Source organism: Pseudomonas sp. HLMP, from assembly GCF_046365545.1.
GTDB lineage: Bacteria > Pseudomonadota > Gammaproteobacteria > Pseudomonadales > Pseudomonadaceae > Aquipseudomonas > Aquipseudomonas guariconensis_B.
In genome coordinates this window covers 95,374-115,938 of sequence record NZ_JBDLLR010000001.1, presented here as the reverse complement: position 1 = coordinate 115,938, position 20,565 = coordinate 95,374, and the positions used below count along the sequence as shown (strand labels likewise).

The 20,565-nt window shown below is 65.7% G+C and carries 22 protein-coding genes; 14 read left to right on the top strand and 8 right to left on the bottom strand.

Annotation, left to right across the window (positions count from 1 at the left end; all coding sequences use genetic code 11):
- Window positions 1-64 precede the first annotated feature (64 nt).
- The 3 genes from ABFA30_RS00690 (at window position 65) to ABFA30_RS00680 (ending at window position 3,442) form a co-directional block, all read left to right on the top strand.
- Complete coding sequence (locus tag ABFA30_RS00690) at window positions 65-1,126, top strand: YeiH family protein (RefSeq protein WP_225790803.1); 1,062 nt, start codon at window positions 65-67, stop codon at window positions 1,124-1,126.
- Between the two features lie 105 nt (window positions 1,127-1,231).
- A complete protein-coding gene (gene ppnN, locus ABFA30_RS00685) occupies window positions 1,232-2,605 on the top strand; it encodes a nucleotide 5'-monophosphate nucleosidase PpnN (protein ID WP_225790804.1) in 1,374 nt (457 codons plus the stop codon).
- A 186-nt stretch (window positions 2,606-2,791) separates the two neighbouring features.
- Window positions 2,792-3,442: a TIGR04211 family SH3 domain-containing protein gene (locus ABFA30_RS00680; protein WP_253091334.1), complete on the top strand. Its 651-nt coding sequence runs from the start codon at window positions 2,792-2,794 to the stop codon at window positions 3,440-3,442.
- 3 nt (window positions 3,443-3,445) lie between these two features.
- On the opposite strand, the gene ABFA30_RS00675 is transcribed toward ABFA30_RS00680, so the two are convergent.
- Window positions 3,446-4,381, bottom strand: coding sequence for a 5'-nucleotidase (locus ABFA30_RS00675; protein WP_410045051.1), 936 nt, complete (start codon window positions 4,379-4,381; stop codon window positions 3,446-3,448).
- 36 nt (window positions 4,382-4,417) lie between these two features.
- Complete coding sequence (locus tag ABFA30_RS00670) at window positions 4,418-5,116, bottom strand: MOSC domain-containing protein (protein ID WP_410045050.1); 699 nt, start codon at window positions 5,114-5,116, stop codon at window positions 4,418-4,420.
- A 177-nt stretch (window positions 5,117-5,293) separates the two neighbouring features.
- On the opposite strand from ABFA30_RS00670, the gene ABFA30_RS00665 reads away from it, so the two are divergent.
- Complete coding sequence (locus ABFA30_RS00665) at window positions 5,294-5,980, top strand: GNAT family N-acetyltransferase (protein ID WP_410045049.1); 687 nt, start codon at window positions 5,294-5,296, stop codon at window positions 5,978-5,980.
- Between the two features lie 4 nt (window positions 5,981-5,984).
- On the opposite strand, the gene ABFA30_RS00660 is transcribed toward ABFA30_RS00665, so the two are convergent.
- The 4 genes from ABFA30_RS00660 to ABFA30_RS00645 form a co-directional block, all read right to left on the bottom strand.
- Complete coding sequence (locus ABFA30_RS00660) at window positions 5,985-6,197, bottom strand: PLD nuclease N-terminal domain-containing protein (RefSeq protein ID WP_225790809.1); 213 nt, start codon at window positions 6,195-6,197, stop codon at window positions 5,985-5,987.
- Window positions 6,198-6,285: 88 nt separating this feature from the next.
- Window positions 6,286-7,212 carry a universal stress protein gene (locus ABFA30_RS00655; protein ID WP_253081620.1) on the bottom strand — a complete coding sequence of 309 codons (927 nt, stop codon included), beginning with the start codon at window positions 7,210-7,212 and terminating at the stop codon, window positions 6,286-6,288.
- Window positions 7,213-7,320: 108 nt separating this feature from the next.
- Window positions 7,321-7,800 (bottom strand): VOC family protein, encoded by a 480-nt coding sequence (locus ABFA30_RS00650; protein ID WP_225790811.1) that lies wholly within the window; start codon window positions 7,798-7,800, stop codon window positions 7,321-7,323.
- 93 nt (window positions 7,801-7,893) lie between these two features.
- The gene (locus ABFA30_RS00645; RefSeq protein WP_225790812.1) at window positions 7,894-9,297 is read right to left on the bottom strand and encodes a purine-cytosine permease family protein; all 1,404 of its coding nucleotides are present in this window, start codon (window positions 9,295-9,297) and stop codon (window positions 7,894-7,896) included.
- Between the two features lie 316 nt (window positions 9,298-9,613).
- Here ABFA30_RS00645 and ABFA30_RS00640 point away from each other — a divergent pair, with 316 nt between their 5' ends.
- The 10 genes from ABFA30_RS00640 (at window position 9,614) to ABFA30_RS00595 (ending at window position 19,318) form a co-directional block, all read left to right on the top strand.
- Complete coding sequence (locus ABFA30_RS00640) at window positions 9,614-10,099, top strand: flavin reductase family protein (protein WP_225790813.1); 486 nt, start codon at window positions 9,614-9,616, stop codon at window positions 10,097-10,099.
- Between the two features lie 89 nt (window positions 10,100-10,188).
- Window positions 10,189-11,232, top strand: coding sequence for an LLM class flavin-dependent oxidoreductase (locus tag ABFA30_RS00635; protein WP_410045048.1), 1,044 nt, complete (start codon window positions 10,189-10,191; stop codon window positions 11,230-11,232).
- A 276-nt stretch (window positions 11,233-11,508) separates the two neighbouring features.
- Window positions 11,509-12,105, top strand: coding sequence for an amino acid synthesis family protein (locus ABFA30_RS00630; protein ID WP_225790815.1), 597 nt, complete (start codon window positions 11,509-11,511; stop codon window positions 12,103-12,105).
- Between the two features lie 70 nt (window positions 12,106-12,175).
- Window positions 12,176-13,009: an alpha/beta fold hydrolase gene (locus ABFA30_RS00625; protein WP_225790816.1), complete on the top strand. Its 834-nt coding sequence runs from the start codon at window positions 12,176-12,178 to the stop codon at window positions 13,007-13,009.
- On the top strand, window positions 13,006-14,487 hold the full coding sequence (locus ABFA30_RS00620; RefSeq protein ID WP_225790817.1) for an aldehyde dehydrogenase: 1,482 nt from the start codon (window positions 13,006-13,008) through the stop codon (window positions 14,485-14,487). Before ABFA30_RS00625 ends, ABFA30_RS00620 begins: the two co-directional genes overlap by 4 nt.
- Window positions 14,488-14,502: 15 nt before the next feature.
- Window positions 14,503-14,988 (top strand): flavin reductase family protein, encoded by a 486-nt coding sequence (locus ABFA30_RS00615; protein ID WP_225790818.1) that lies wholly within the window; start codon window positions 14,503-14,505, stop codon window positions 14,986-14,988.
- Between the two features lie 101 nt (window positions 14,989-15,089).
- The gene (locus ABFA30_RS00610) at window positions 15,090-15,479 is read left to right on the top strand and encodes a carboxymuconolactone decarboxylase family protein (protein ID WP_225790819.1); all 390 of its coding nucleotides are present in this window, start codon (window positions 15,090-15,092) and stop codon (window positions 15,477-15,479) included.
- A 90-nt stretch (window positions 15,480-15,569) separates the two neighbouring features.
- Window positions 15,570-16,322, top strand: a complete 753-nt coding sequence (locus tag ABFA30_RS00605; RefSeq protein WP_225790820.1) for a GntR family transcriptional regulator — start codon at window positions 15,570-15,572, stop codon at window positions 16,320-16,322.
- Between the two features lie 2 nt (window positions 16,323-16,324).
- Window positions 16,325-16,888: an NUDIX hydrolase gene (locus tag ABFA30_RS00600; RefSeq protein WP_225790821.1), complete on the top strand. Its 564-nt coding sequence runs from the start codon at window positions 16,325-16,327 to the stop codon at window positions 16,886-16,888.
- A gap of 243 nt (window positions 16,889-17,131) precedes the next feature.
- Window positions 17,132-19,318, top strand: a complete 2,187-nt coding sequence (locus ABFA30_RS00595) for a response regulator (protein ID WP_410045047.1) — start codon at window positions 17,132-17,134, stop codon at window positions 19,316-19,318.
- A gap of 46 nt (window positions 19,319-19,364) precedes the next feature.
- On the opposite strand, the gene ABFA30_RS00590 is transcribed toward ABFA30_RS00595, so the two are convergent.
- Complete coding sequence (locus tag ABFA30_RS00590; protein ID WP_410045046.1) at window positions 19,365-19,835, bottom strand: RES family NAD+ phosphorylase; 471 nt, start codon at window positions 19,833-19,835, stop codon at window positions 19,365-19,367.
- On the bottom strand, window positions 19,835-20,368 hold the full coding sequence (locus ABFA30_RS00585; protein WP_225790824.1) for an antitoxin Xre/MbcA/ParS toxin-binding domain-containing protein: 534 nt from the start codon (window positions 20,366-20,368) through the stop codon (window positions 19,835-19,837). The genes ABFA30_RS00590 and ABFA30_RS00585 overlap by 1 nt, the downstream gene beginning before the upstream one ends.
- Window positions 20,369-20,565: the final 197 nt, after the last annotated feature.

The window sequence follows — 20,565 nt, the reverse complement described above, 5'->3', positions numbered from 1 at the left end:
GATTTTTTATAAGCTTATAACTGAATTAACGTAGGCCTCATCACCCCAGATCGGAGGTCCTACCATGGCCACGACCCCTTCGGCCCCCGCCCTTGCGCCTACCCACACCACCCGTGGGCGGCTCAACGGCATCCTGTTCGTTGCTCTGTTCGCGCTCGCGGTCACTCAAGTGGCTGCCCTGCCGGCCATCTCCAGCCTAGGCATCAGCCCGCTGATCGTCGGCATCGTCGCTGGTGCCCTGTACGGCAATGGCCTGCGCCATGGGCTGCCGGAAAGCTGGGCAGCGGGGGTGAATTTCTCCGCGCGCAACTTGCTGCGCCTGGCCGTGGCGTTCTTCGGCCTGCGGGTGAGCCTGCAGGAAATCGCCCAGGTCGGCTGGTCGGGCCTGACGGTCTCGCTACTGGTGGTCGCCAGCACCCTGCTAGTGGGCCTGTGGGTCGGCATGAAGCTGATGAAACTGGACCGCGACACCGCATTGCTCACCGCAGCCGGCAGCGCGATCTGCGGCGCTGCGGCAGTGCTGGCCTTCGAGTCGGCGCTGCGCTCCCAACCGCACAAGGCTGCCATGGCGGTGGGCAGCGTGGTGCTGTTCGGCACCCTGTCGATGTTCCTCTACCCGTTGGCGGTCGCTGCCGGTTGGATACACCTCGATACCGTCGGCGTGGGCCTGTTCTTCGGTGGCACCCTCCACGAGGTGGCCCAGGTCGTCGGCGCGGCCAGCAACGTCAGCCCCGAGGCCACCCACATCGCCACCATCGTCAAGATGACCCGTGTATTGCTGCTGGTGCCGGTACTGCTGGTGGTCGGCGTGTGGATCAGCCACTCGCGCCGGAACGACCAAGCCCAGGGGGGCGGCCGGATCGCAGTACCATGGTTCGCCTTTGGCTTCCTCCTGCTGGTGTTGGTCAACTCGTTGCACATACTGCCCACCACACTGGTCACCACGATCAACGGTCTCGACACCTTCGCCCTGACCATGGCCATGACCGCCTTGGGCATGGAGACCCGTTTCAGTCAAATCCGCCAGGCTGGCCCTCGCGCCCTGCTCACGGGGGCGATTCTCAACCTCTGGCTGGTCGGCGGTGGCCTGGCGATCGTCCATGGCGTACAGCGCCTGTTCGGATGAATGGCAGGGGCGCCAAGCTTTTTGGGCCCCCCTCTCGTTGCGGCGCGCATTTGTCGGTATGGTGGTATCCCAGTAGGAAGTTCCATACGCACAGGAAAGACTTAGATGCCCCAACGCCATGTCATCAACGCATCCGTCAGCCCCAAAGGCAGCCTGGAGACGCTGTCGCAACGTGAAGTCCAGCAACTGAGCGAAGTCGGTACCGGCAGCCTGTACACCCTGTTCCGCCAGTGCGCCCTGGCCATCCTCAACACTGGCGCCCATGTCGACAATGCCAAGACCATCCTCGAGGCCTACCAGGATTTCGAAGTCCGTATCCACCAGCAGGACCGCGGTGTGCGCCTCGAACTGCTCAACGCGCCGGCCGATGCCTTCGTCGACGGCGAGATGATCGCCAGCACCCGCGAGATGCTGTTCAGCGCCCTGCGCGACATCGTCTATACCGAGAGCGAGCTGGCCAGCCAGCGCATCGACCTGGAGAGCTCCCAGGGCATCACCGACTACGTCTTCCACCTGCTGCGCAACGCCCGCACCCTGCGCCCCGGCGTGGAGCCGAAGATGGTGGTGTGCTGGGGCGGCCACTCGATCAGCAGCGAGGAATACCAGTACACCAAGAAGGTTGGCCACGAGCTGGGCCTGCGCAAGCTGGACGTCTGCACCGGCTGCGGTCCGGGCGTGATGAAGGGGCCGATGAAGGGCGCCACCATCGCCCATGCCAAGCAGCGCATGCACGGCAGCCGCTACCTGGGCCTGACCGAGCCTGGCATCATCGCCGCCGAGGCGCCCAACCCCATCGTCAACGAGCTGGTGATCCTGCCGGACATCGAGAAACGCCTGGAGGCGTTCGTGCGGGTCGGGCATGGCATCATCATCTTCCCCGGCGGCGCCGGCACCGCCGAGGAGTTCCTGTACCTGCTGGGCATCCTCATGCACCCGGACAACCAGGACCTGCCGTTCCCGGTCATCCTCACCGGCCCGCGCAGCGCCGAGGCCTACCTGCAGCAGTTGCATGCCTTCGTCGGCGCCACCCTGGGCGAGGCGGCGCAGAGCCACTACCAGATCATCATCGACGACCCGGCCGAGGTGGCCCGGCAGATGGTCGAGGGCCTCAAGGCGGTCAAGCAGTTCCGCCGCGAGCGCAACGATGCCTTCCACTTCAACTGGCTGCTGAAGATCGAGGAAAGCTTCCAGCGCCCGTTCGACCCGACCCACGAGAACATGGCCAACCTCGAGCTGCACCATGAGCTGCCACCCCATGAGCTGGCCGCCAACCTGCGCCGGGCGTTTTCCGGGGTGGTCGCCGGCAACGTCAAGGACAAGGGAATCCGCCTGATCGAGGAGCACGGGCCGTACCAGATCCGTGGCGACAGCGCAGTGCTCGACCCGCTGGGCCGGCTGCTGCAGGCGTTCGTCGACCAGCACCGGATGAAGCTGCCGGGCGGGGCCGACTATGTGCCCTGCTACCAGGTCGTGACCTGAGGCTACGGGGGCGCTTGCGCCCCCCTATCTGAAGCCCGGGACGACGCAACATCCTGTAGACATTTCCTACCCCAAGCAGTGAACCTGCCTCGATAAAAACGGTCTTTCGCTGACGGTCAATCCACCGACCGGTTCGACGGCCCCGTGACCCGGGCCTTTTTCCGTCCTGTTTCAGCGAAGACCACCATGCCTGATTTGCGCCCAGCCTCCTCCGCCCTTCCCGCCCTGCGCGGCAGCCTGATCGCCGCCCTGATCGCCCTCGCCGCCCCCGTGCATGCCGAAGAACCGGCCAGCGACGCACGCTGGGTCAGCGACACCCTGAGTACCTACGTACGCAGCGGCCCGACCAACGGCCACCGCATCGTCGGCACGCTCAAGGCCGGGCAGAAGGTCACGCTGATCGGCACCCAGGGCAGCTACAGCCAGGTACGCGGGCAGAACGGCGACCTGGTGTGGATCCTCACCAGCGACCTGCAGGCCGTGCCCGGCCAGGCCGAGCGCCTGCCCCAGCTGGACGCTCAGGTCGCCCAGCTCTCCGAGCAGCTCAAGACCATCGACGACAGCTGGAAGAACCGCGTGCAGGGCATGCAGGAAACCCTGGACTCGCGCAAGGCGCTGATCGACGAGCTGGAGGCGCGCAACAAGGCGCTCAACGAGCAGCTCGACCAGGCCCAGTCGTCGTTGCGTGACACCCAGGCACGCCTGGGCGACGAGAACAAGCAGGTGATGATGCGCTACATGGTCTACGGCGGCAGCATCGCCGGTGCCGGCCTGCTCGCGGGCCTGATCCTGCCGGCCCTGACCCGCGGGCGCAAGCGCAACGACCGCTGGTTCTGAGGCTCAGGCCGGCTGGTTGACCACGCCGAACGGCACATGCACCGAGGGCACCACGGTACTGGTGCCCTGCAGGTGGCCCGACTGGTCGTCGAAGAAGATGTGCGGCTTGAGTACCTGCAGCACCCGGCGCTTCTCGATGCCGCCGAGGAAGAACGCATCGTTGGCCATCACGCCCCAGCTCTTCAAGGTGGTCAGCGCACGCTCATGGGACGGCGCGTTGCGCGCGGTGACGATGGACACCCGCAGGCGGTTCTCATAGCCGGGGTGGTCGAGCTTGTAGCGTTCCTCGACCGCCTGGATCCGCGCGATGCGCACGAAGAACTCCTTGAGCGGCCCAGGGTTGTGGGGCTGGGCGACATTGGTCACCTCATGGGCATGGAAGCCCTGCAAGCCATCGCGCTGCATCACCGCCTCCGACTCGTCGCCGGCCAGCACGCCATCGAAGTCGAAGGCGATGCGCAGGCCGGTGTCATGCTCATCGTCGTCGAACCGGGAGTCGAGCACCTGCCCGGCCGGGTAGCCGGCCTGGATCGCCGCGTCCACATGGGCCCTGTCGGCGGAAAGGAACAGGGCGATGTTCAGTGCCGGGATGTACTCGTAGGGCGAACGGCCCTGCATGAAGATCGCCCGGGTCATGTTCAGGCCGTAGTGCTCGATGGTCTTCATCACCCGCAGCCCGGTGTCCGGGTCGTTCTGCGACAACAGCACGACCTCTACCAAGGGATCGTCAGGGTCGTCGCGCAGGTCGTTGATCGCCAGCAGGCGCTTGATGAAGGGAAAAGCGATGCCCTTGCCCAGCGGCACATGCAGGTGTTGCTCCTGGTACTTGCGGTACTGGGCCTCGCCCTCGCGACGGAATACCGCGTCGGAGTCGCTGAGGTCGAACACCGCGCTCGACGCCACGCCGATCACCAGGCGATCGTCCACGTCATAGGCCATGGCTTGCTCCTTCGACACACGAGAATGACAAGGCGATCATGATGCGGGCCTGCCTTGCAGGCGTGGCGCCCAGTCTTCGACCTGGTGCTGCTCCAGGCGCCGCTGCAAGGTCTTGCGCCAGGATGGCACCAAGGGCAGCGTGAGGCACTCGCGCAACAACTCGGGTTCCAGGCGCTTGTCGAACAGCACCGCCGACAGCCGTGCGACGGACCAGTCGCCATGGGGGCGCTCGACCAATTGCAAGGCGTCGCCGGCCTCGACCGTGCCCTCCTCCAGCACCCGGTAATACCAGCCCGTGCGTCCGCTCTGCTGGACCTGCAAGGCCATCTGCGCCACGCCGAAGCGATCATTGAGCTTCCAGCAAGGCATACGTCCCTGGGAGATCTCCAGCAGGGCCGAGCCCACGCGGATACGGTCGCCCAGGCAGACGTCCGACTCACGCCAGCCGGTGCTGCTGAAGTTCTCGCCGAAGGCGCCGGGCTGGGCCAGCAGCGGATGCCCGCCCAGCGCCTCGGCCCACTGGGCGTAGTGTTCGCGCGGATAATGGTGGAGGGCCTTTTCCACCCCGCCGTGAACCCGCAGGTCGCCCTGCTCGTCCCCCTCCAGGCCCAGGAACGTCACCTTGAGCGGCCCTTGCCGGGGATGCTTGTCGATGCCGCTGTACGAACCGGGGCGGGTGAAAGGCCGGGCGCGACCGGTGAGCAGGCTGTCGAGGGTGAGGTAGGTCGGGGTCATGCGGGTTCTCGCGGTATCTCGCTGGAAAGACGAGCTTACCTGAGAGCCGGGGGCGATCGGAACGCTTCGTGCGTTGCGATCGCCGTGGCGGGCTTGCCCCGCGCCACCCGATGGTTAGACTGTGCACCCCGCCCCACCCGGCGTGGGAAGACCCAACAGATGCCGGAGCCTGCCCCGATGTTCATCCTGAGCCGCCCTGACGGCGTGCCCCCCGAGTCCTTCCAGAACCAGATCCGCCAACTGGTGATCGACCATGTCGGCGAGCTGAGCAGCGTTGCCATCAGCCCGGACAATCCGCTCTATCCGCTGTACCAGTACGGGGTCGGCCTGGAGGTCCACCAATACCTGCAGGCCATGGACGGCACCCGCGGCCTGGCGGTGGAACTGACCCTGGCCCTGGATGCCGAGGCTCCGCAGCGGCTGCTCGGCTTCGCCCTGTCGCTGCCCGCCCAGGACAACGACCAAGCCTGCACCCTGGCCTTCCTTGCCGTGGCCACGAGCCATCGCCGCCAGGGGATCGCCCGGGCGCTGCTGGCCGACCTGCAATCACGTTATGCCTGCGTGGAGCTGAACGTCTTCGCCAGCCTGGTGCCCTGGTTCGAGACGATGGGCATGCAGGTGGTGGCCGCCAATGGACCGCAGGTGCTGATGAGCAGCACCGGCCAGGCCAGCGAAGCGCTGGTCGGCCGCCTGGACATCGCACCGATCTATCGCACCCTCGAGGTGCGGCAGATCCATGCCTACCTGCTCAAGCAGCATGGCCAGGCGGCGATGATCGAGGCGGAGCAACAGCGGGATGCACGCCTGGACGCGCTGGGGGAGCAGGCCCAGGACTGCGTCAGGCAGCGCAAGACGGTGCATTGAGTCGTCATTTTTCCTGCAGTACGGCCCTGCCCTTCACCGCCCGTGGCCCCATCCAGGCCCACACGATCAGGCCGGGAATCGGCGCGTAGACCACGAAGACGATCCACAGCATCTTGCGTTCGGCGCGTCGCTCGCTGCCGATGATGTGCCAGATGGCCAGCATCTCCAGCAGGATGACGATGGCGGCGATGATGATCCAGATCGTTCCGATCTCCATGAGCGTTCTCCCGTGAGCATGTAATGCGTTGGGTAGCCACGGGCCGCGAGGGTTCAGTCGGATCCTGCGCCGAGGGTGCCTTGGGTTCTCAACCGTCGGCGGCGTCCGGCGTGATGACCAGCACGCTGCCTGGCAGCTTGTACAACACCCGCTCGACCGTGCTGCCGATGTACTTGGCCAGCCCGCGATGGTGGGTGCGGCCCATCAGCACGATGTCGATGCCATGGTTCTCCACGAACTGCCCCAGGACCTTGGCCGGGTCGCCGGTGATCATGTGGCGGTTCTCCAGGGCGATGCCGTTGCGCTCGGCCAGTTCGTCGAACGCTTCGCGCTGGGCCGTGTACAGCGTCTCGGAGAGGTTGGAGCTGAACAGGAAGGAACGCCGACCACTGTCGTCGGCCTCATCGTACAGCGCCCCCAGGTCATAGGCGTAGAGCAGGTCGAGCTGGGCGCCGCATTGCATGGCCAGCTTCGCCGCCTCGCCGACGATGCGTTCGTTGAAGCCTTCGTACTGCTGCGCCGGGCGCGACAGGTCGACCGCTGCCAGCACCCGCTGCGGCAAGGCATGGCGGCTCTGGCCGACGAAGTGCATGGGCACCTTGCACTCTCGCAGCAACTGGATGTCGAGGGGCGTGAACAAGGCCCGCATCAGGCGGGACTCGTGCTCGATGTCCTTGATCAGCATGGCGAAGGGGTGTTCGCGCAGGTGCACGAGAATCTCCTCCAGCGCATCCTCGACCCAGACCACCTCGGTGGTGACCGTCAGGCCATTGCGGCGCATCGGCGCAGCCTGGCTTTCCAGCCATTGCCGGTGCTGCTCGACATAGCCCTGGCGCAACGCCGCCAGGGCCTGGGGGTTGACCAGCCCGGCGGTGGCCAGGCCCTCCAGGTAGTCGAAGGCGACGATGTGCAGCGCCATGCCCTTGGCCTTGGCCAGGGCCACGGCCCGGTCGTAGGCCGAGGTACGCCGCATCAGCGGGGAGACGACGAGCATCAGGCGTTGTTGATCGGACATGGCACACCTCGCAGGCAAGGGAAGGATGCCCTGATCGTGCCTCTGTACGCGGGGGACCGCTTGACCTGCATCAAAGGTGTCGCTGCACGCCCACCTTCGCTCGCCCTTTCAGCCCTTCAGCGCCGCCTCGATCGCCGCGACATCGATCCGGGTCATGCCCATCATGGCGTCGAATGCCCGTTTGGCCGCGGCCCGGTCGGGGTTGTCGATGGCCTCGAGCAGGACCCTGGGGGTGATCTGCCATGACACGCCCCATTTGTCCTTGCACCAGCCACAGACGCTCTCCTGGCCGCCGTTGCCGACGATGGCGTCCCACAGGCGGTCGGTCTCGGCCTGGTCTTCGGTGCAGACCTGGAACGAGAACGCTTCGGTATGCTTGAACGCCGTCCCACCGTTGAGCCCTACGCAGGGGATGCCCATGACGCGGAACTCGACGGTGATCACATCGCCCGCCTTGCCCGACGGAAAGTCGCCTGGTGCATGGTGCACCGCCCCCACTGCGCTGTCGGGGAAGGTCTTGGCATAGAAGGTCGCCGCCTCCAGCGCGTCCTTTTCGTACCAGAGGCAGAGGGTGTTCTTGCTGGTCATGGTCGTGCTCCGTGGACGGGTTGGAAAGGTTTCAGTCTAGCCCTCACGGTGGGTAGCGCATTGCAAGCCATCGGGAGCGCGATCAGGACAGGCTCACTCGCTCGCCCCGACCACCCCTGCCACCTTCTGCTGCTGGCTCCGGGTCGCCAGGCAGTAGTACAGCGGGCAGGTCACCAGCAACCCGAACAGCCACGACAGGTCCGCTCCTTCGACCAGATTCGAATAAGGCCCCACATACAGCGACGTGTTGGCGAACGGCAGTTGCACCAGGATGCCGCAGGCATAGGCGACGATCGCGTGGTGGTTGAAACGCCCATAGATCCCACCATCGGCGCGGAAGATCGAGGCGATGTCGTACTGGCCTTTCTTGATCAGGTAGAAGTCGATCAGGTTGATCGACGCCCAGGGCACCAGCACCAGCAGCAACGCCAGGATCAGGCCGATGAACTGGCCGATGAAGTCCGCCGAGGCGTTCAACGCGACTACCCCGCAGCCGACCAGGATCACCGAGGCCAGGGCGACCCGCACCCTGACGCTCGGTGTCCAGTGGGCGACGAAGGTCTGGATCGCCGTGACGATCGACAGCACCGCGCCATACAGGTTGAGGGCGTTGTGGCTGATGATGTTGAGCAGGAACAGCACCATCAGGATCGGCCCCAGCCAACCGGTGGCCTGCTTCACGGCAGCCATGGCATCAGTGCCCTCAGGTACGCACAGCACCGCCACCGCACCGAAGCTGAAGCACAGGATGGTGCCCAGGGTCGCACCGAAGTAGGTGGCCCAGAATGGCTTGCCGATGCCGATCTCGCGCGGCAGGTAGCGTGAATAGTCGGAGGTGTACGGCGAGAAGCTGATCTGCCAGATGGTGCCCAAAGACACGGTGGCGATGAAGCCGGACAGGTTGAACGCGCCGCGGCTGAAGAAGTCGGCCGGCAGTTGCTGGGCGAACATCATGATGAAGCCGGCCAGCAGCGCCGAGCCCATGACCCAGGTGCCGATGCGGTTGAGGGCATGGATGAAGCGGTAGCCGATCACCCCGATGGCGGTGGCGCTCAGGGCACCGATGACGATGGCCGTGGGCATCGGCACGCTGGGGGCGATGCCGTGGATCGACTTGCCCGCCAGGACGATGTTGGAAATGAAGAAGCCGACGTAGATCAGCGCGGTGAAGAACACGATCAGCAAGGCGCCGTAGCGGCCGAACTGGCCACGGCTCTGGACCATCTGCGGAATGCCCAGCTGCGGTCCCTGCGCAGAGGCCAGGGCGATGACCACGCCACCCAGCAGATGACCCAGCACGATGGCGACCAGGCCCCACAGCAGGTTCAGGTGGAACACCTGGACCACCATGGCCCCCGTGACGATGGGCAGTGGCGCGATGTTGGTACTGAACCAGAGGGTGAACAGGTCGCGCGCCTTCCCATGGCGCTCGGCGGGTGGAACGTAATCGACCGTGTGGTTTTCGACAAACTGGTGTTGCGACGACGGTTGGGACATAGGTTTCAGCTCGAAAGGTCGTTTTTATCTTTGTAAGGAAACCGCTCGAGGCGGCCTCTCAGCTGCGCACCATATTATGGTATTCCAAAACTTTGACAACACTGAGCTGCGCTTTTTCAGTGCATCTGATCTGCCTCGCGCCCGGCCCGGCAGCGCCCGTAGATGGAGCCACGCCAAGGAATACGGGGCCTGTACCGTTCATCGCATGCACCAGGGGAGAAAAAATTCCGCTTGCAAAACAGGTATTACGGTATACCATCAGACACATCAACGATAACAACCGCGGACCACCGCAGTCCCTTCCGAGGAACACGCCATGATCGACGCAACCGTCTACAAGAACGTCCTGGGCTCCTTCCCGTCCGGCGTCACGGTCATCACCACCCTGGACGACGACGGCTCGATCGTCGGCCTCACCGCCAGCGCCTTCTCCTCCCTGTCCATGGACCCGCCGCTGGTGCTGTTCTGCCCCAACTACAGCTCCGACTCCTACCCTGTGCTGATCAAGCAGAAGCGCTTCGCCATCCACCTGCTCTCCGGCGAGCAGCAAGCCGAGGCCTATGCCTTCGCCAAGAAGGGCAAGGACAAGGCCGCCGGCATCCAGTGGACCCTGAGCGAACTCGGCAACCCGCTGCTGGCCAACGCCACGGCGATCATCGAGTGCGAGCTGTGGCGCGAATACGAAGGGGGCGATCACGCCATCATGGTCGGCAAGGTGCACAACCTGATCGTCCCTGAAGAGGCGCCGCGGCCGATGGTCTATTGCCGCGGCAAGATGGCCAGCCTGCCGGCCTTCGCCTGAAGTCACCTTATGACGGGTGCCCAGGCATCCGTCGAGACTCCTGACGCCTGTCCCGACAGGCGACACTTTCAAGCTCCGAGGAAAGCCCCATGAAATTTTCGTTGTTCGTGCACATGGAACGTTGGGATGAGCAGGTCAGCCACCGCCAGTTGTTCGAAGACCTGACCGAACTGACCCTGATGGCCGAGCGCGGCGGTTTCAGCACCGTATGGATCGGCGAACACCACGCCATGGAATACACCATCTCGCCCAGCCCGATGCCGCTGCTGGCGTACCTGGCCGCGCGCACCGAGACGATCCGCCTGGGTGCCGGCACCATCATCGCGCCGTTCTGGAACCCGATCCGCGTGGCGGGCGAATGCGCCCTGCTCGACGTGATCAGCAACGGCCGCATGGAAGTGGGCCTGGCCCGTGGCGCCTACCAGTTCGAGTTCGACCGCATGGCGGGCGGCATGCCGGCCACCGACGGCGGCAAGGCCCTGCGTGAGATGGTCCCGGTGGTACGCAAGCTGTGGCAAGGCGACTACGCCCATGAAGGCGAGGTCTACAAGTTCCCGACCTCCACCAGCGTGCCCAAGCCGGTGCAGAAAAGCCTGCCACCGATGTGGATTGCCGCGCGCGACCCGGATTCGCACAACTTTGCGGTGAAGAACGGCTGCAACGTCATGGTCACCCCGCTGATGAAGGGTGACGAGGAGGTCCTGGACCTGAAGAACAAGTTCCAGGCTGCCCTGGACAACAACCCCGACGTGCCGCGCCCGCAACTGATGGTACTGCGCCACACCCACGTGCACAGCCCGTCCGAGCCGGAAGGCTGGAGGGTCGGTGCCGAAGCCATCTCGCGCTTCTACCGCACCTTCGATGCCTGGTTCGGCAACAAGACCACGCCGGTCAACGGCTTCCTGGAGCCCAGCCCGGAGTCGAAGTTCGCCGAGGTGCCGGCGTTCGAGCTGGAGAACATCCGCAAGAACACCATGATCGGCACCCCGGAAGAGATCATCGTGCGCATCAAGTACTACCAGGAACTCGGCGTCGACGAGTTCAGCTTCTGGTGCGACAACAGCCTGCCGCACGCCGAGAAGAAGAAGTCGCTGGAGCTGTTCATCAAGGAAGTGGTGCCGGCGTTCGCCTGACACCCCTCACCAGCAATAGCGCGGGACCAGCCCGCTCCTGGGGCCCCGTGGCTCTCGGGAGCGGGCGTTTTTTTAGCGGCAAGCTGCAAGTAAAAGCGGTACGCGCCGTCCACCCGAAATCGCAAGTAGCGAGCGCGAAGGTTCAGCCGACGCGCTTCGCTTGCGACTTGTAGCGTGCAGCCGCCCTAGAGAAATTTTCGTCCCGCCTCTTGCGCTATCGATATTATGGTATACCATCAGACAACAAGACCTGATAACCCTCCACAGGAGCCGCTCATGAGTTTCGAAATCCGCAAGATCGTCACCTACTCCGAAGAGACCCGCATCGAAGGCGGCAAGGCTACCGACAAGCCGGTGACCATGGTCGGCCTGGCCGTGGTGATCAAGAACCCGTGGGCCGGTCGCGGTTTCGTCGAAGACCTCAAGCCCGAAATCCGTGCCAACTGCTCCGAGCTGGGCGCGCTGATGGTCGAGCGCCTGTGCGCGGCGATCGGCGGTGCCGACAAGATCGAAGCCTATGGCAAGGCCGCCGTGGTCGGCGCTGACGGCGAGATCGAGCACGCTTCCGCGGTGATCCATACCCTGCGCTTCGGCAACCACTACCGCGAAGCGGTCCAGGCCAAGAGCTACCTGAGCTTCACCAACAAGCGCGGCGGCCCGGGCACCTCGATCCAGATCCCGATGATGCAGAAGGACGACGAAGGCCTGCGCTCGCACTACATCACCCTGGAGATGCAGATCGAAGACGCCCCCCGCGCCGACGAGATCGTCGTGGTCCTGGGCGCCTCCGATGGCGGCCGCCTGCACCCGCGCATCGGTAACCGCTACATCGACCTGGAAGAACTGGCGGCCGAGAAAGCCAACGCTCAATAACAACAACCAGACGGGCCGGGGCGTTGCGTGCAAGCACTGCCGCCACGCCCGACCTTGAGGAGCGCCCTCCATGATTCAGCCTGTTGCTGAACGTACACCGGCCGGGACCAGTTACCTGAGCCTCGGCCAGGGCCAGCCTGTGGTACTGATCCACGGCGTGGGCCTGAACAAGGAAATGTGGGGCGGGCAGTTCGTCGGCCTGGCCGGCGACTACCGCGTCATCGCCTACGACATGCTCGGCCACGGCCAGAGCCCACGACCCGCTGCCGACACCGACCTGCAAGGCTATGCCGCGCAACTGGCCGAGCTGCTCGACCACCTGCAGATCCCGCAGGCCACGGTGATCGGCTTCTCCATGGGTGGCCTGGTCGCGCGCGCCTTCGCCCTGCACCATCCACAGCGCCTGGCGGCGCTGGTGGTGCTCAACAGCGTGTTCAACCGCAGCCCCGAGCAGAGCGCCGGGGTCATCGCGCGCGCCGCCCAAGCCGCCGAACACGGCCCCGACGCCAATGCCGAAGCGGCCCTGGCACGCTGGTTCAGCCGCGAGTACCAGGCGGCCAACCCGGCGCAGGTCGCGGCCATCCGCCAGACCCTGGCCAGCAACGACCCGCAGGGCTACCTGACCACCTACAAGCTGTTCGCCACCCAGGACATGTACCGCGCCGATGACCTCGGCAGCATCCAGGTGCCGACCCTGATCGCCACCGGCGAGCACGACCTGGGGTCGACCCCGGACATGACCCGCCAGCTGGCCGCGCGCATCCCGGGCGCTCGCAGCGTGGTCCTGGCCGAACAACGGCATATGATGCCGGTGGAAGCGCCGCGTGAAGTCAACAAGATGCTGCTGGACTTCCTCAAGCACGCCCACACCCTCACCGAATCCGCCAAGGGGATTGTTGCATGACCCTCGTTCGTTTCCAGATGTGCATCGACGGCCAATGGCGCGATGCCCAGAGCGGCAAGACCTTCGACAGCCTCGACCCGGCCACCGCCAAGGCCTGGGCGCAACTGCCCGACGCCGATGAAGCCGATGTGGAGCTGGCCGTGCAAGCCGCCCAGCGCGCCTTCGAGAGCAAGGCCTGGCGTGGCCTGACCGCCACCGCGCGGGGCAAGCTGTTGCGCCGCCTGGGCGACCTGATCGCCGAGAACAAGGAACACCTGGCCCAGCTGGAAAGCCGCGACAATGGCAAACTGATCCGCGAGACCCGCGGCCAGGTCGGCTACCTGCCGGAGTTCTTCCACTACACCGCGGGCCTGGCCGACAAGCTCGAGGGCGGCACCCTGCCCCTGGACAAGCCGGACCTGTTCGCCTACACCGTGCACGAGCCGATCGGCGTGGTGGCCGGGATCATCCCCTGGAACAGCCCGCTGTACCTGACCGCGATCAAGCTGGCCCCGGCGCTCGCCGCCGGCAACACCATCGTGCTCAAGCCGTCCGAACACGCCTCGGCGACCATCCTCGAGCTGGCCCGCCTGGCCCTCGAGGCCGGCTTCCCGGCCGGCGTGGTCAATGTGGTCACCGGCTTCGGCCCAAGCACCGGCGCGGCGCTGACCCGCCATCCGCTGGTGCGCAAGATCGCCTTCACCGGTGGCGCCGCCACCGCCCGCCACGTGGTGCGCAGCAGCGCCGAGAACTTCGCCAAGCTGTCGCTGGAACTGGGCGGCAAGTCGCCGAACATCATCTTCGCCGACGCCGACCTGGACAGCGCCGTCAACGGCGCGGTGGCCGGCATCTATGCCGCCTCCGGGCAGAGCTGCGTGGCCGGCTCGCGCCTGTTGGTGCAGGACGAGATCTTCGACACCTTCGTCGAGCGCCTGGTCGAGCGCGCCAAGCGCATCCGCATCGGCAACCCGCAGGACGACGCCAGCGAAATGGGCCCGATGGCCACCGCCCAGCAACTGGCCGTGGTCGAGGGCCTGGTCGCCGCGGCCCAGGCCGAAGGCGCCAAGCTGCGCCTGGGCGGCAAGCGTGCCGAGGTCGAGGGCGACGGCTGGTTCTACGAGCCGACCCTGTTCGAGTGCGACAGCAACTCGATGAAGATCATGCAGGAAGAAGTGTTCGGCCCGGTGGCGGCAGTGATCCGCTTCAAGACCGAGGATGAGGCGCTGGCCATCGCCAACGACTCGCAGTTCGGCCTGGCTGCCGGCATCTGGACCCGCGACCTGGGCCGCGCCCACCGCCTGGCCCGCGACGTGCGCTCGGGGATCATCTGGGTCAACACCTACCGCGCGGTCTCGGCCATGGCGCCGATCGGCGGTTTCAAGAACAGCGGCTACGGCCGCGAGAGCGGCATCGATTCGGTGCTGGCCTATACCGAGCTGAAGACGGTGTGGATCAACCTGTCCACGGCGCCCATGCCCGACCCGTTCGTGATGCGTTGATCGAGGTAGCACAAGATGATCGAACCCGGCATCTACAAAGACGTGATGGGCTCCTTCCCGTCCGGCGTCACGGTGGTCACCACCCTGGACGCCGACGGCGCCATCGTCGGTATCACCGCCAGCGCCTTCAGCGCGCTGTCGATCGACCCGGCACTGGTGCTGTTCTGCCCCAACTACGCCTCCGACACCTACCCGATCCTGCGCGACAGCAAGCAGTTCGCCATCCATTTGCTGTCCGCCGACCAGACCGCTGAGGCCTACGCCTTCGCCGGTAAAGGCAAGGACAAGGCCAAGGGCATCGACTGGCACTTGAGCGAGCTGGGCAACCCACTGCTGGCCAAGGCCACGGCGATCATCGAGTGCGAGCTGTGGCGCGAGTACGACGGCGGCGACCACGCGATCATCGTCGGCCAGGTGAAGAACCTGATCCTGCCGCAGGAGCCGGTGACACCGATGGTCTACCACAAGGGCAAGCTCGGCGCCCTGCCCTCGCTGGGCTGAGCCGGGGCTGCACAGCAGCCCCATTGTTTCCGGGGGGCCGCACTGTCCCCCTCACCTTCGGTTGCGGCCCCCCTTTTTTCAACCATGCAGGAACACGGCACATGAGCAACGAGAAGTACGAAAAAGGCCTGGCGATCCGCACCCAGGTGCTGGGCGAGGACTACGTCAACCGCTCGATCCAGAACGCCGACGACTTCACCCAGCCCTTGCAGGAACTGGTCACCGAATACTGCTGGGGCCATGTCTGGGGCCGCGACGGCTTGTCGCTCAAAGAGCGCAGCATGATAAACTTGGCCATGATTTCCGCGCTCAACCGGCCCCACGAGCTCAAGCTGCACATCCGCGGCGCCTTGCGTAATGGCCTGAGCCGTGAACAGATTCGCGAGATCCTGCTCCAGGTCGGCATTTATTGCGGCGTGCCCGCGGCGGTGGACAGCTTCCGCCTGGCCCGCGAAGCGTTCGCAGAAGCCGATGCGGAGCCAACCCGTTAACAGCGGGCTGTTCGAACCCCTGCATGGAGCGCCCCAGGTTCGTGGTGCTCCAGCGGTTGCGGCCGGGCAGCCTCATTCAGAGCGCACTCGATGAAACGCCAGCCCCTCGACGACAGCTTCAAGGTCAACCGCAACCCCGTTACCCTGCGCGAAATCGTGCTCGACAAACTGCGCGGGGCGATCATGAACTTCCACCTGCTGCCCGGCGATCGCCTGGTCGAACGCGACCTCTGCGACCGCCTCGGCGTGAGCCGCACCTCGGTGCGCGAGGCCCTGCGCCACCTGGAGTCCGAAGGCCTGGTGGAGTTCGCCGACGCCAAGGGCCCACGGGTGGCGATCATCACCCTGGAAGACGCCCGCGACATCTACGAGCTGCGCTGCGTGCTCGAAGGCCTGATCGTCCAGCTGTTCACCCTCAACGCCAAGGCCAAGGACATCCGCGCCCTGGAGCGCGCCCTGGAAGTGAATCGCGAGGCCCTCGAGGAAGGCGAGTTGCAGCAGGTGCTCGACTCGGTGCAAGGCTTCTACGACGTGCTCCTGGAAGGCTCGGGCAACAAGGTCGCCGCCACCCAGCTGCGCCAGTTGCAAGCGCGCATCAGCTACCTGCGCGCCACCTCGGTGTCCCAGGAGAACCGCCGTGGCGCCAGCAACCGCGAGATGGAGAAGATCGTCGAGGCGATCAAGAGCGGCGACCCACAGGCCGCCCACCAGGCCTCGGTCGACCATGTGCGCGCCGCCGCCAAGGTGGCCCTGGACTACCTGCGCCAGAAGCAGGACGACAACAGCACGGTGCGTGCGATCGTCGAGCCGCTGGTCCTCAAAGACCCTCGCATAGGCCGCTGACCATGCCCAACGCCCCGCGCTATTGCCCGCACTGCACCACGGAACTGGCCCGGGGCGTTCCCAACGGCGACACCCACGAACGCCTGCATTGCACGGGGTGTGGCTACGTCCACTACATCAACCCGAAGATCATCGCCGGCTGCATCATCGAGCGCGACGGCAAGTACCTGTTGTGCCAGCGAGCCATCCCCCCGCGCCCCGGCACCTGGACCCTCCCCGCAGGCTTCATGGAGGCCGGCGAGACCACCGAGCAGGCAGCCCTGCGCGAGGTCTGGGAGGAAAGCGGCGTGCAGGCCGAGATCGTCTCGCCCTACTCCATCTTCAGCGTGCCGAGGATCAGCGAGGTGTACATCATCTTCCGCGCCATCGCCACGCAGGAGACCGGCCAGCACGGCCCCGAGACCCTGGCCTACCGCTTCTTCGGGCCCGACGAGATCCCCTGGGACGAGATCTACTACCCCGCCATCCGGCAGATCCTCGAGCGCTACATCCTCGAGCGCCAGGCCGGGGTATATGGCATCTACATGGGCAACGACGATACCGGCAAGGTGCACTTCATTCGCTGACTCGCCAGTCGTGGTGGCCCCATCGCCGGCAAGCCGGCTCCCCATGGTCCCTGCAAACCGTATCATTTTGGGGTCGACTCACACCTTGTGGGGCTTGCCAGCGATGGTCTGCAAGGCAGCCCCAAAAATGACAAAGCGCCGCTCAACTGACTGGCACTGCGCCACAGCCTGCATAAAATCTCTCGCCAACCGCCGCTTGCGGGTGCACCCTATTGATCCCCATGCAAAGGAGCGGCAGCGCACATGGCGAAATGGCTAGAAGGCGGTGGGCTCATGGCCGAACGCATCCGCCACCACGACTGGGCAGCCACGCCCCTGGGGGCGCTGGACACCTGGCCACATGTGCTGCAGACCTCGGTGGCCCTGTGCCTGACCTCGCGCTTCCCCCAGGCCGTGCTCTGGGGCCAGGAACTGATCACCCTGCACAACGACGCCTTCTCCGAGATCCTCGGTGAAAAACCGTCCGCCCTCGGTCGCCCGTTCAGCGACGTGTGGCAGGAAGCCTGGAGCGAGATCAGCCACATGGCGCAACTGGCCCTGGCCGGCCAAGCCGTGTACATCCAGGACTTTCCCCTGGTCATCGATCGCCGCGGCGGCCCCGAGCAAGCCTATTTCACCTTCTGCTACAGCCCTATCCGCGACCTGGACGGCAAGGTCGTGGGCATGCTCGACACGGTGACCGAAACCACCACCAGCGTGGTGAGCAACCAGCGCCTGCACTTTCTCGACAGCCTGGGCCGGGCTGTGGCCCACGTCACCGACCCTGAGCGGATCATGGCCGTCACCACATGCATGCTCGGCGAGCACCTGCAACTGTCCAGCTGCGCCTATGCTGTGGTGGACCCCGACGAGGACGGTGTCACCGTCTGCGGCGACTGGGTGGCGCCAGGCCAGCCGCGCCTGGTCGGCCGGTATCGCATCTCCGACTTCGGCGAACAGGTGGTCAACCGCCTGCGCGCCGGCCAGGCCCTGGTGATCGACGACACCTTTCGGCAGTTGCCCGCCGCGGATGCGGCGGCGTTCAAGGCCCTGGATATCACCGCCAGCATCTGCATGCCCTTGATCAAGGACGGCCGCCTGACCGCCTTGATGTCCATTCACGACAAGCTCGCGCGCACCTGGACCCACTACGAGCGATCCTTGATCGGGCAGGTTACCGAACGCTGCTGGGCCCATATCCAGCGGGCCCAGGCCCATGCCAAGATGCGCGAGGCGGCAGCGGCACTGGAAGCGCTCAACGCCACCCTGGAGCAACGGGTACAGGAGCGCACCCTGCAGTTGCTGCACACCGAGGCGGTGCTGCGCCAGGCCCAGAAACTCGAAGCCATCGGCCAGCTGACCGGTGGCGTGGCCCACGACTTCAACAACCTGCTGACCATCATCCGCTCGTCCCTGCACTTCCTGCAGCGCCCAGACCTCGACGAAACACGCCGCCAGCGCTACCTCAGGACCATGGCCGAAACGGTCGATCGTGGCGCCAAGCTGACCGGCCAACTGCTGGCCTTCGCCCGCCGCCAGACCCTCAGCCCCCAGGTGTTCGAGGCCGGCCCCCGGCTGGAAGCCATGAGCGAGATGCTCGCCACCGCCACCGGCGCGCGGATCAAGGTGATCCTCGAACTGCCCGACGCGCCCTGCCATGTCCGCGCCGACCTCGCCCAACTGGAAACCGCGATCATCAACCTGATGATCAACGGCCGCGACGCCATGGCCGGCGAAGGCACCTTGCGCCTGCGCCTGTCGCCGGACCAAGCCATGCCCAGCCTGCATGGGCAACCTGCACAACCCGGGCCGTTCGCGGCCATCTCGGTGATCGACAGCGGTGTCGGCATCGCTCCGGAGCTGCTCGAGCGCATCTTCGATCCATTCTTCACCACCAAGGCCGCAGGCCAGGGCACAGGCCTTGGGTTGTCGCAAGTCTTCGGCTTCGTCAAGCAATCCGGCGGCGACATACAGGTCGCCAGCGTGCCGGGCCAGGGCACCACCTTCACCCTCTACCTGCCGCAGGTGACGCAACTCCAGGACGAACACACCCCCCCCGAAACCTGCGTCACGCTCCATGGCAACGACGGCCGGCGGCGCATCCTGGTGGTGGAGGACAACCCGGATGTCGGCAGTTTCACCGCGCAGATCCTCAAGGACCATGGCTACCAGATCAGTTGGGCGACCTCGGCCGAGGACGCCCTGGAGCAGTTGAACGGTACGCAGGGCAGCTTCGATGCGGTGTTTTCCGATGTGGTGATGCCGGGCATGGGCGGCCTGGCACTGGCCCGGGAGCTGCGACAGCGCCACCCGCATTTGCCGGTGATCCTCACCTCCGGCTACAGCGACGCCATCGCCGAAGGCGGCCACCAGGGCTTCGACTTCCTCGCCAAGCCCTACTCCGCCGAGCAGGTGTGCCAACTGCTCGGCAAGGTGCTCGGCGCCTCCTGAACGATACGGCGCCCCGGTAAAGCTGCTCCCGTAGGCATTACGCGGCTCATCTGCTGCGCACCTTGAACATCCGCTCGTCATAGACGAAGTCGAACACCTCCCGCACCCGGACCTCGCCGATCGCCGGGTGCAGCGGGTTGACCACCAGGTTGCGCTCCAGTTGCAGCACCACCGAGGGCACGATCAGGCCCAGGTGACTGCGCGCCTGGAGCCAGCGGGTGCCATAGGCCATGCTCGGGCTATCGGCCGGCAGCGCATCCCAGCCCGCGGGCAGCTCGGCAGGCCCGGGCTCGAGATAGAGGGCGGGATCGCCGGGCAACTCGAAGCAGGTGATCTTGAGTGGAAACTGCGGGCGCCCGGACGCATGGACGAAGGTCTCCAGGCTGCAGATGGCCGGGGTCAGGCCCATGTACAGCGCGGGGACGTCGACTTGGTTCCAGCGCCCTCCCACGATGGCCGCGCCCCGACCGCTGAGGTCGTCCGCCCGCGACGCCTTGGCCACGCGCCAGGCCAGCATCAGGCGACGCCGCCCCACTCCAGGGCATTGAGCACCCGGCGCACCTGCTTGGCGCCGATCCCGGTCTCGCACAGCATGACCGGCGCAGTGCCGCCCAGGGCATCGTTGGGCCGGGACATCCAGGCGATGGCATCGGCCTCGCTCTCGAACACCGCCACCGCCTGGTGGGTGATCTCGGCGATCCGGTCCAGGCGCTCAGAGGCCACCGCATCGAGTGGCTGGTTATCGCGCACGCGGCGCTCGAGCGTGGAAATCGACGCATTGAACAGCTCGGCCAGTTGCTTCTCCGGCAAGCTGAACAGGCGCTTGACCTCCTGGTAGAGCCTGGCGGGCAAGCCGTCGCGGATCTGCACCAGGCGCTCTGCCTCGGTGAGCTGGTCATGGGCCTTGGAGTAGCCCCAGAACACACCGCTGGCCTCGCGGGCTTCGACGGTTGCCTTGCGCCCGCCCTCGATCGCGACATAACGCCCGTCAGCGCCTCGCCTGGCGGGCGCGGAGCGGCGGACACGTGGTTTTTCTGTCGTCTCGGCCATGGATAACCTCATTTGACGGGATATCTACATCAAATGAAGGATACACCGTCCGACAGGGCCTTGCACCCGCCCGTTTCCAACCGTTTGCCAGCCTTAGTTTTTTTAACGCTTATGGGTACATATTTACTAATTTATCGATCCTCCCGCACCCCGCATGATCGCGCCAACAAGAACGCGTCGCCCCTTGCCGGCACGCA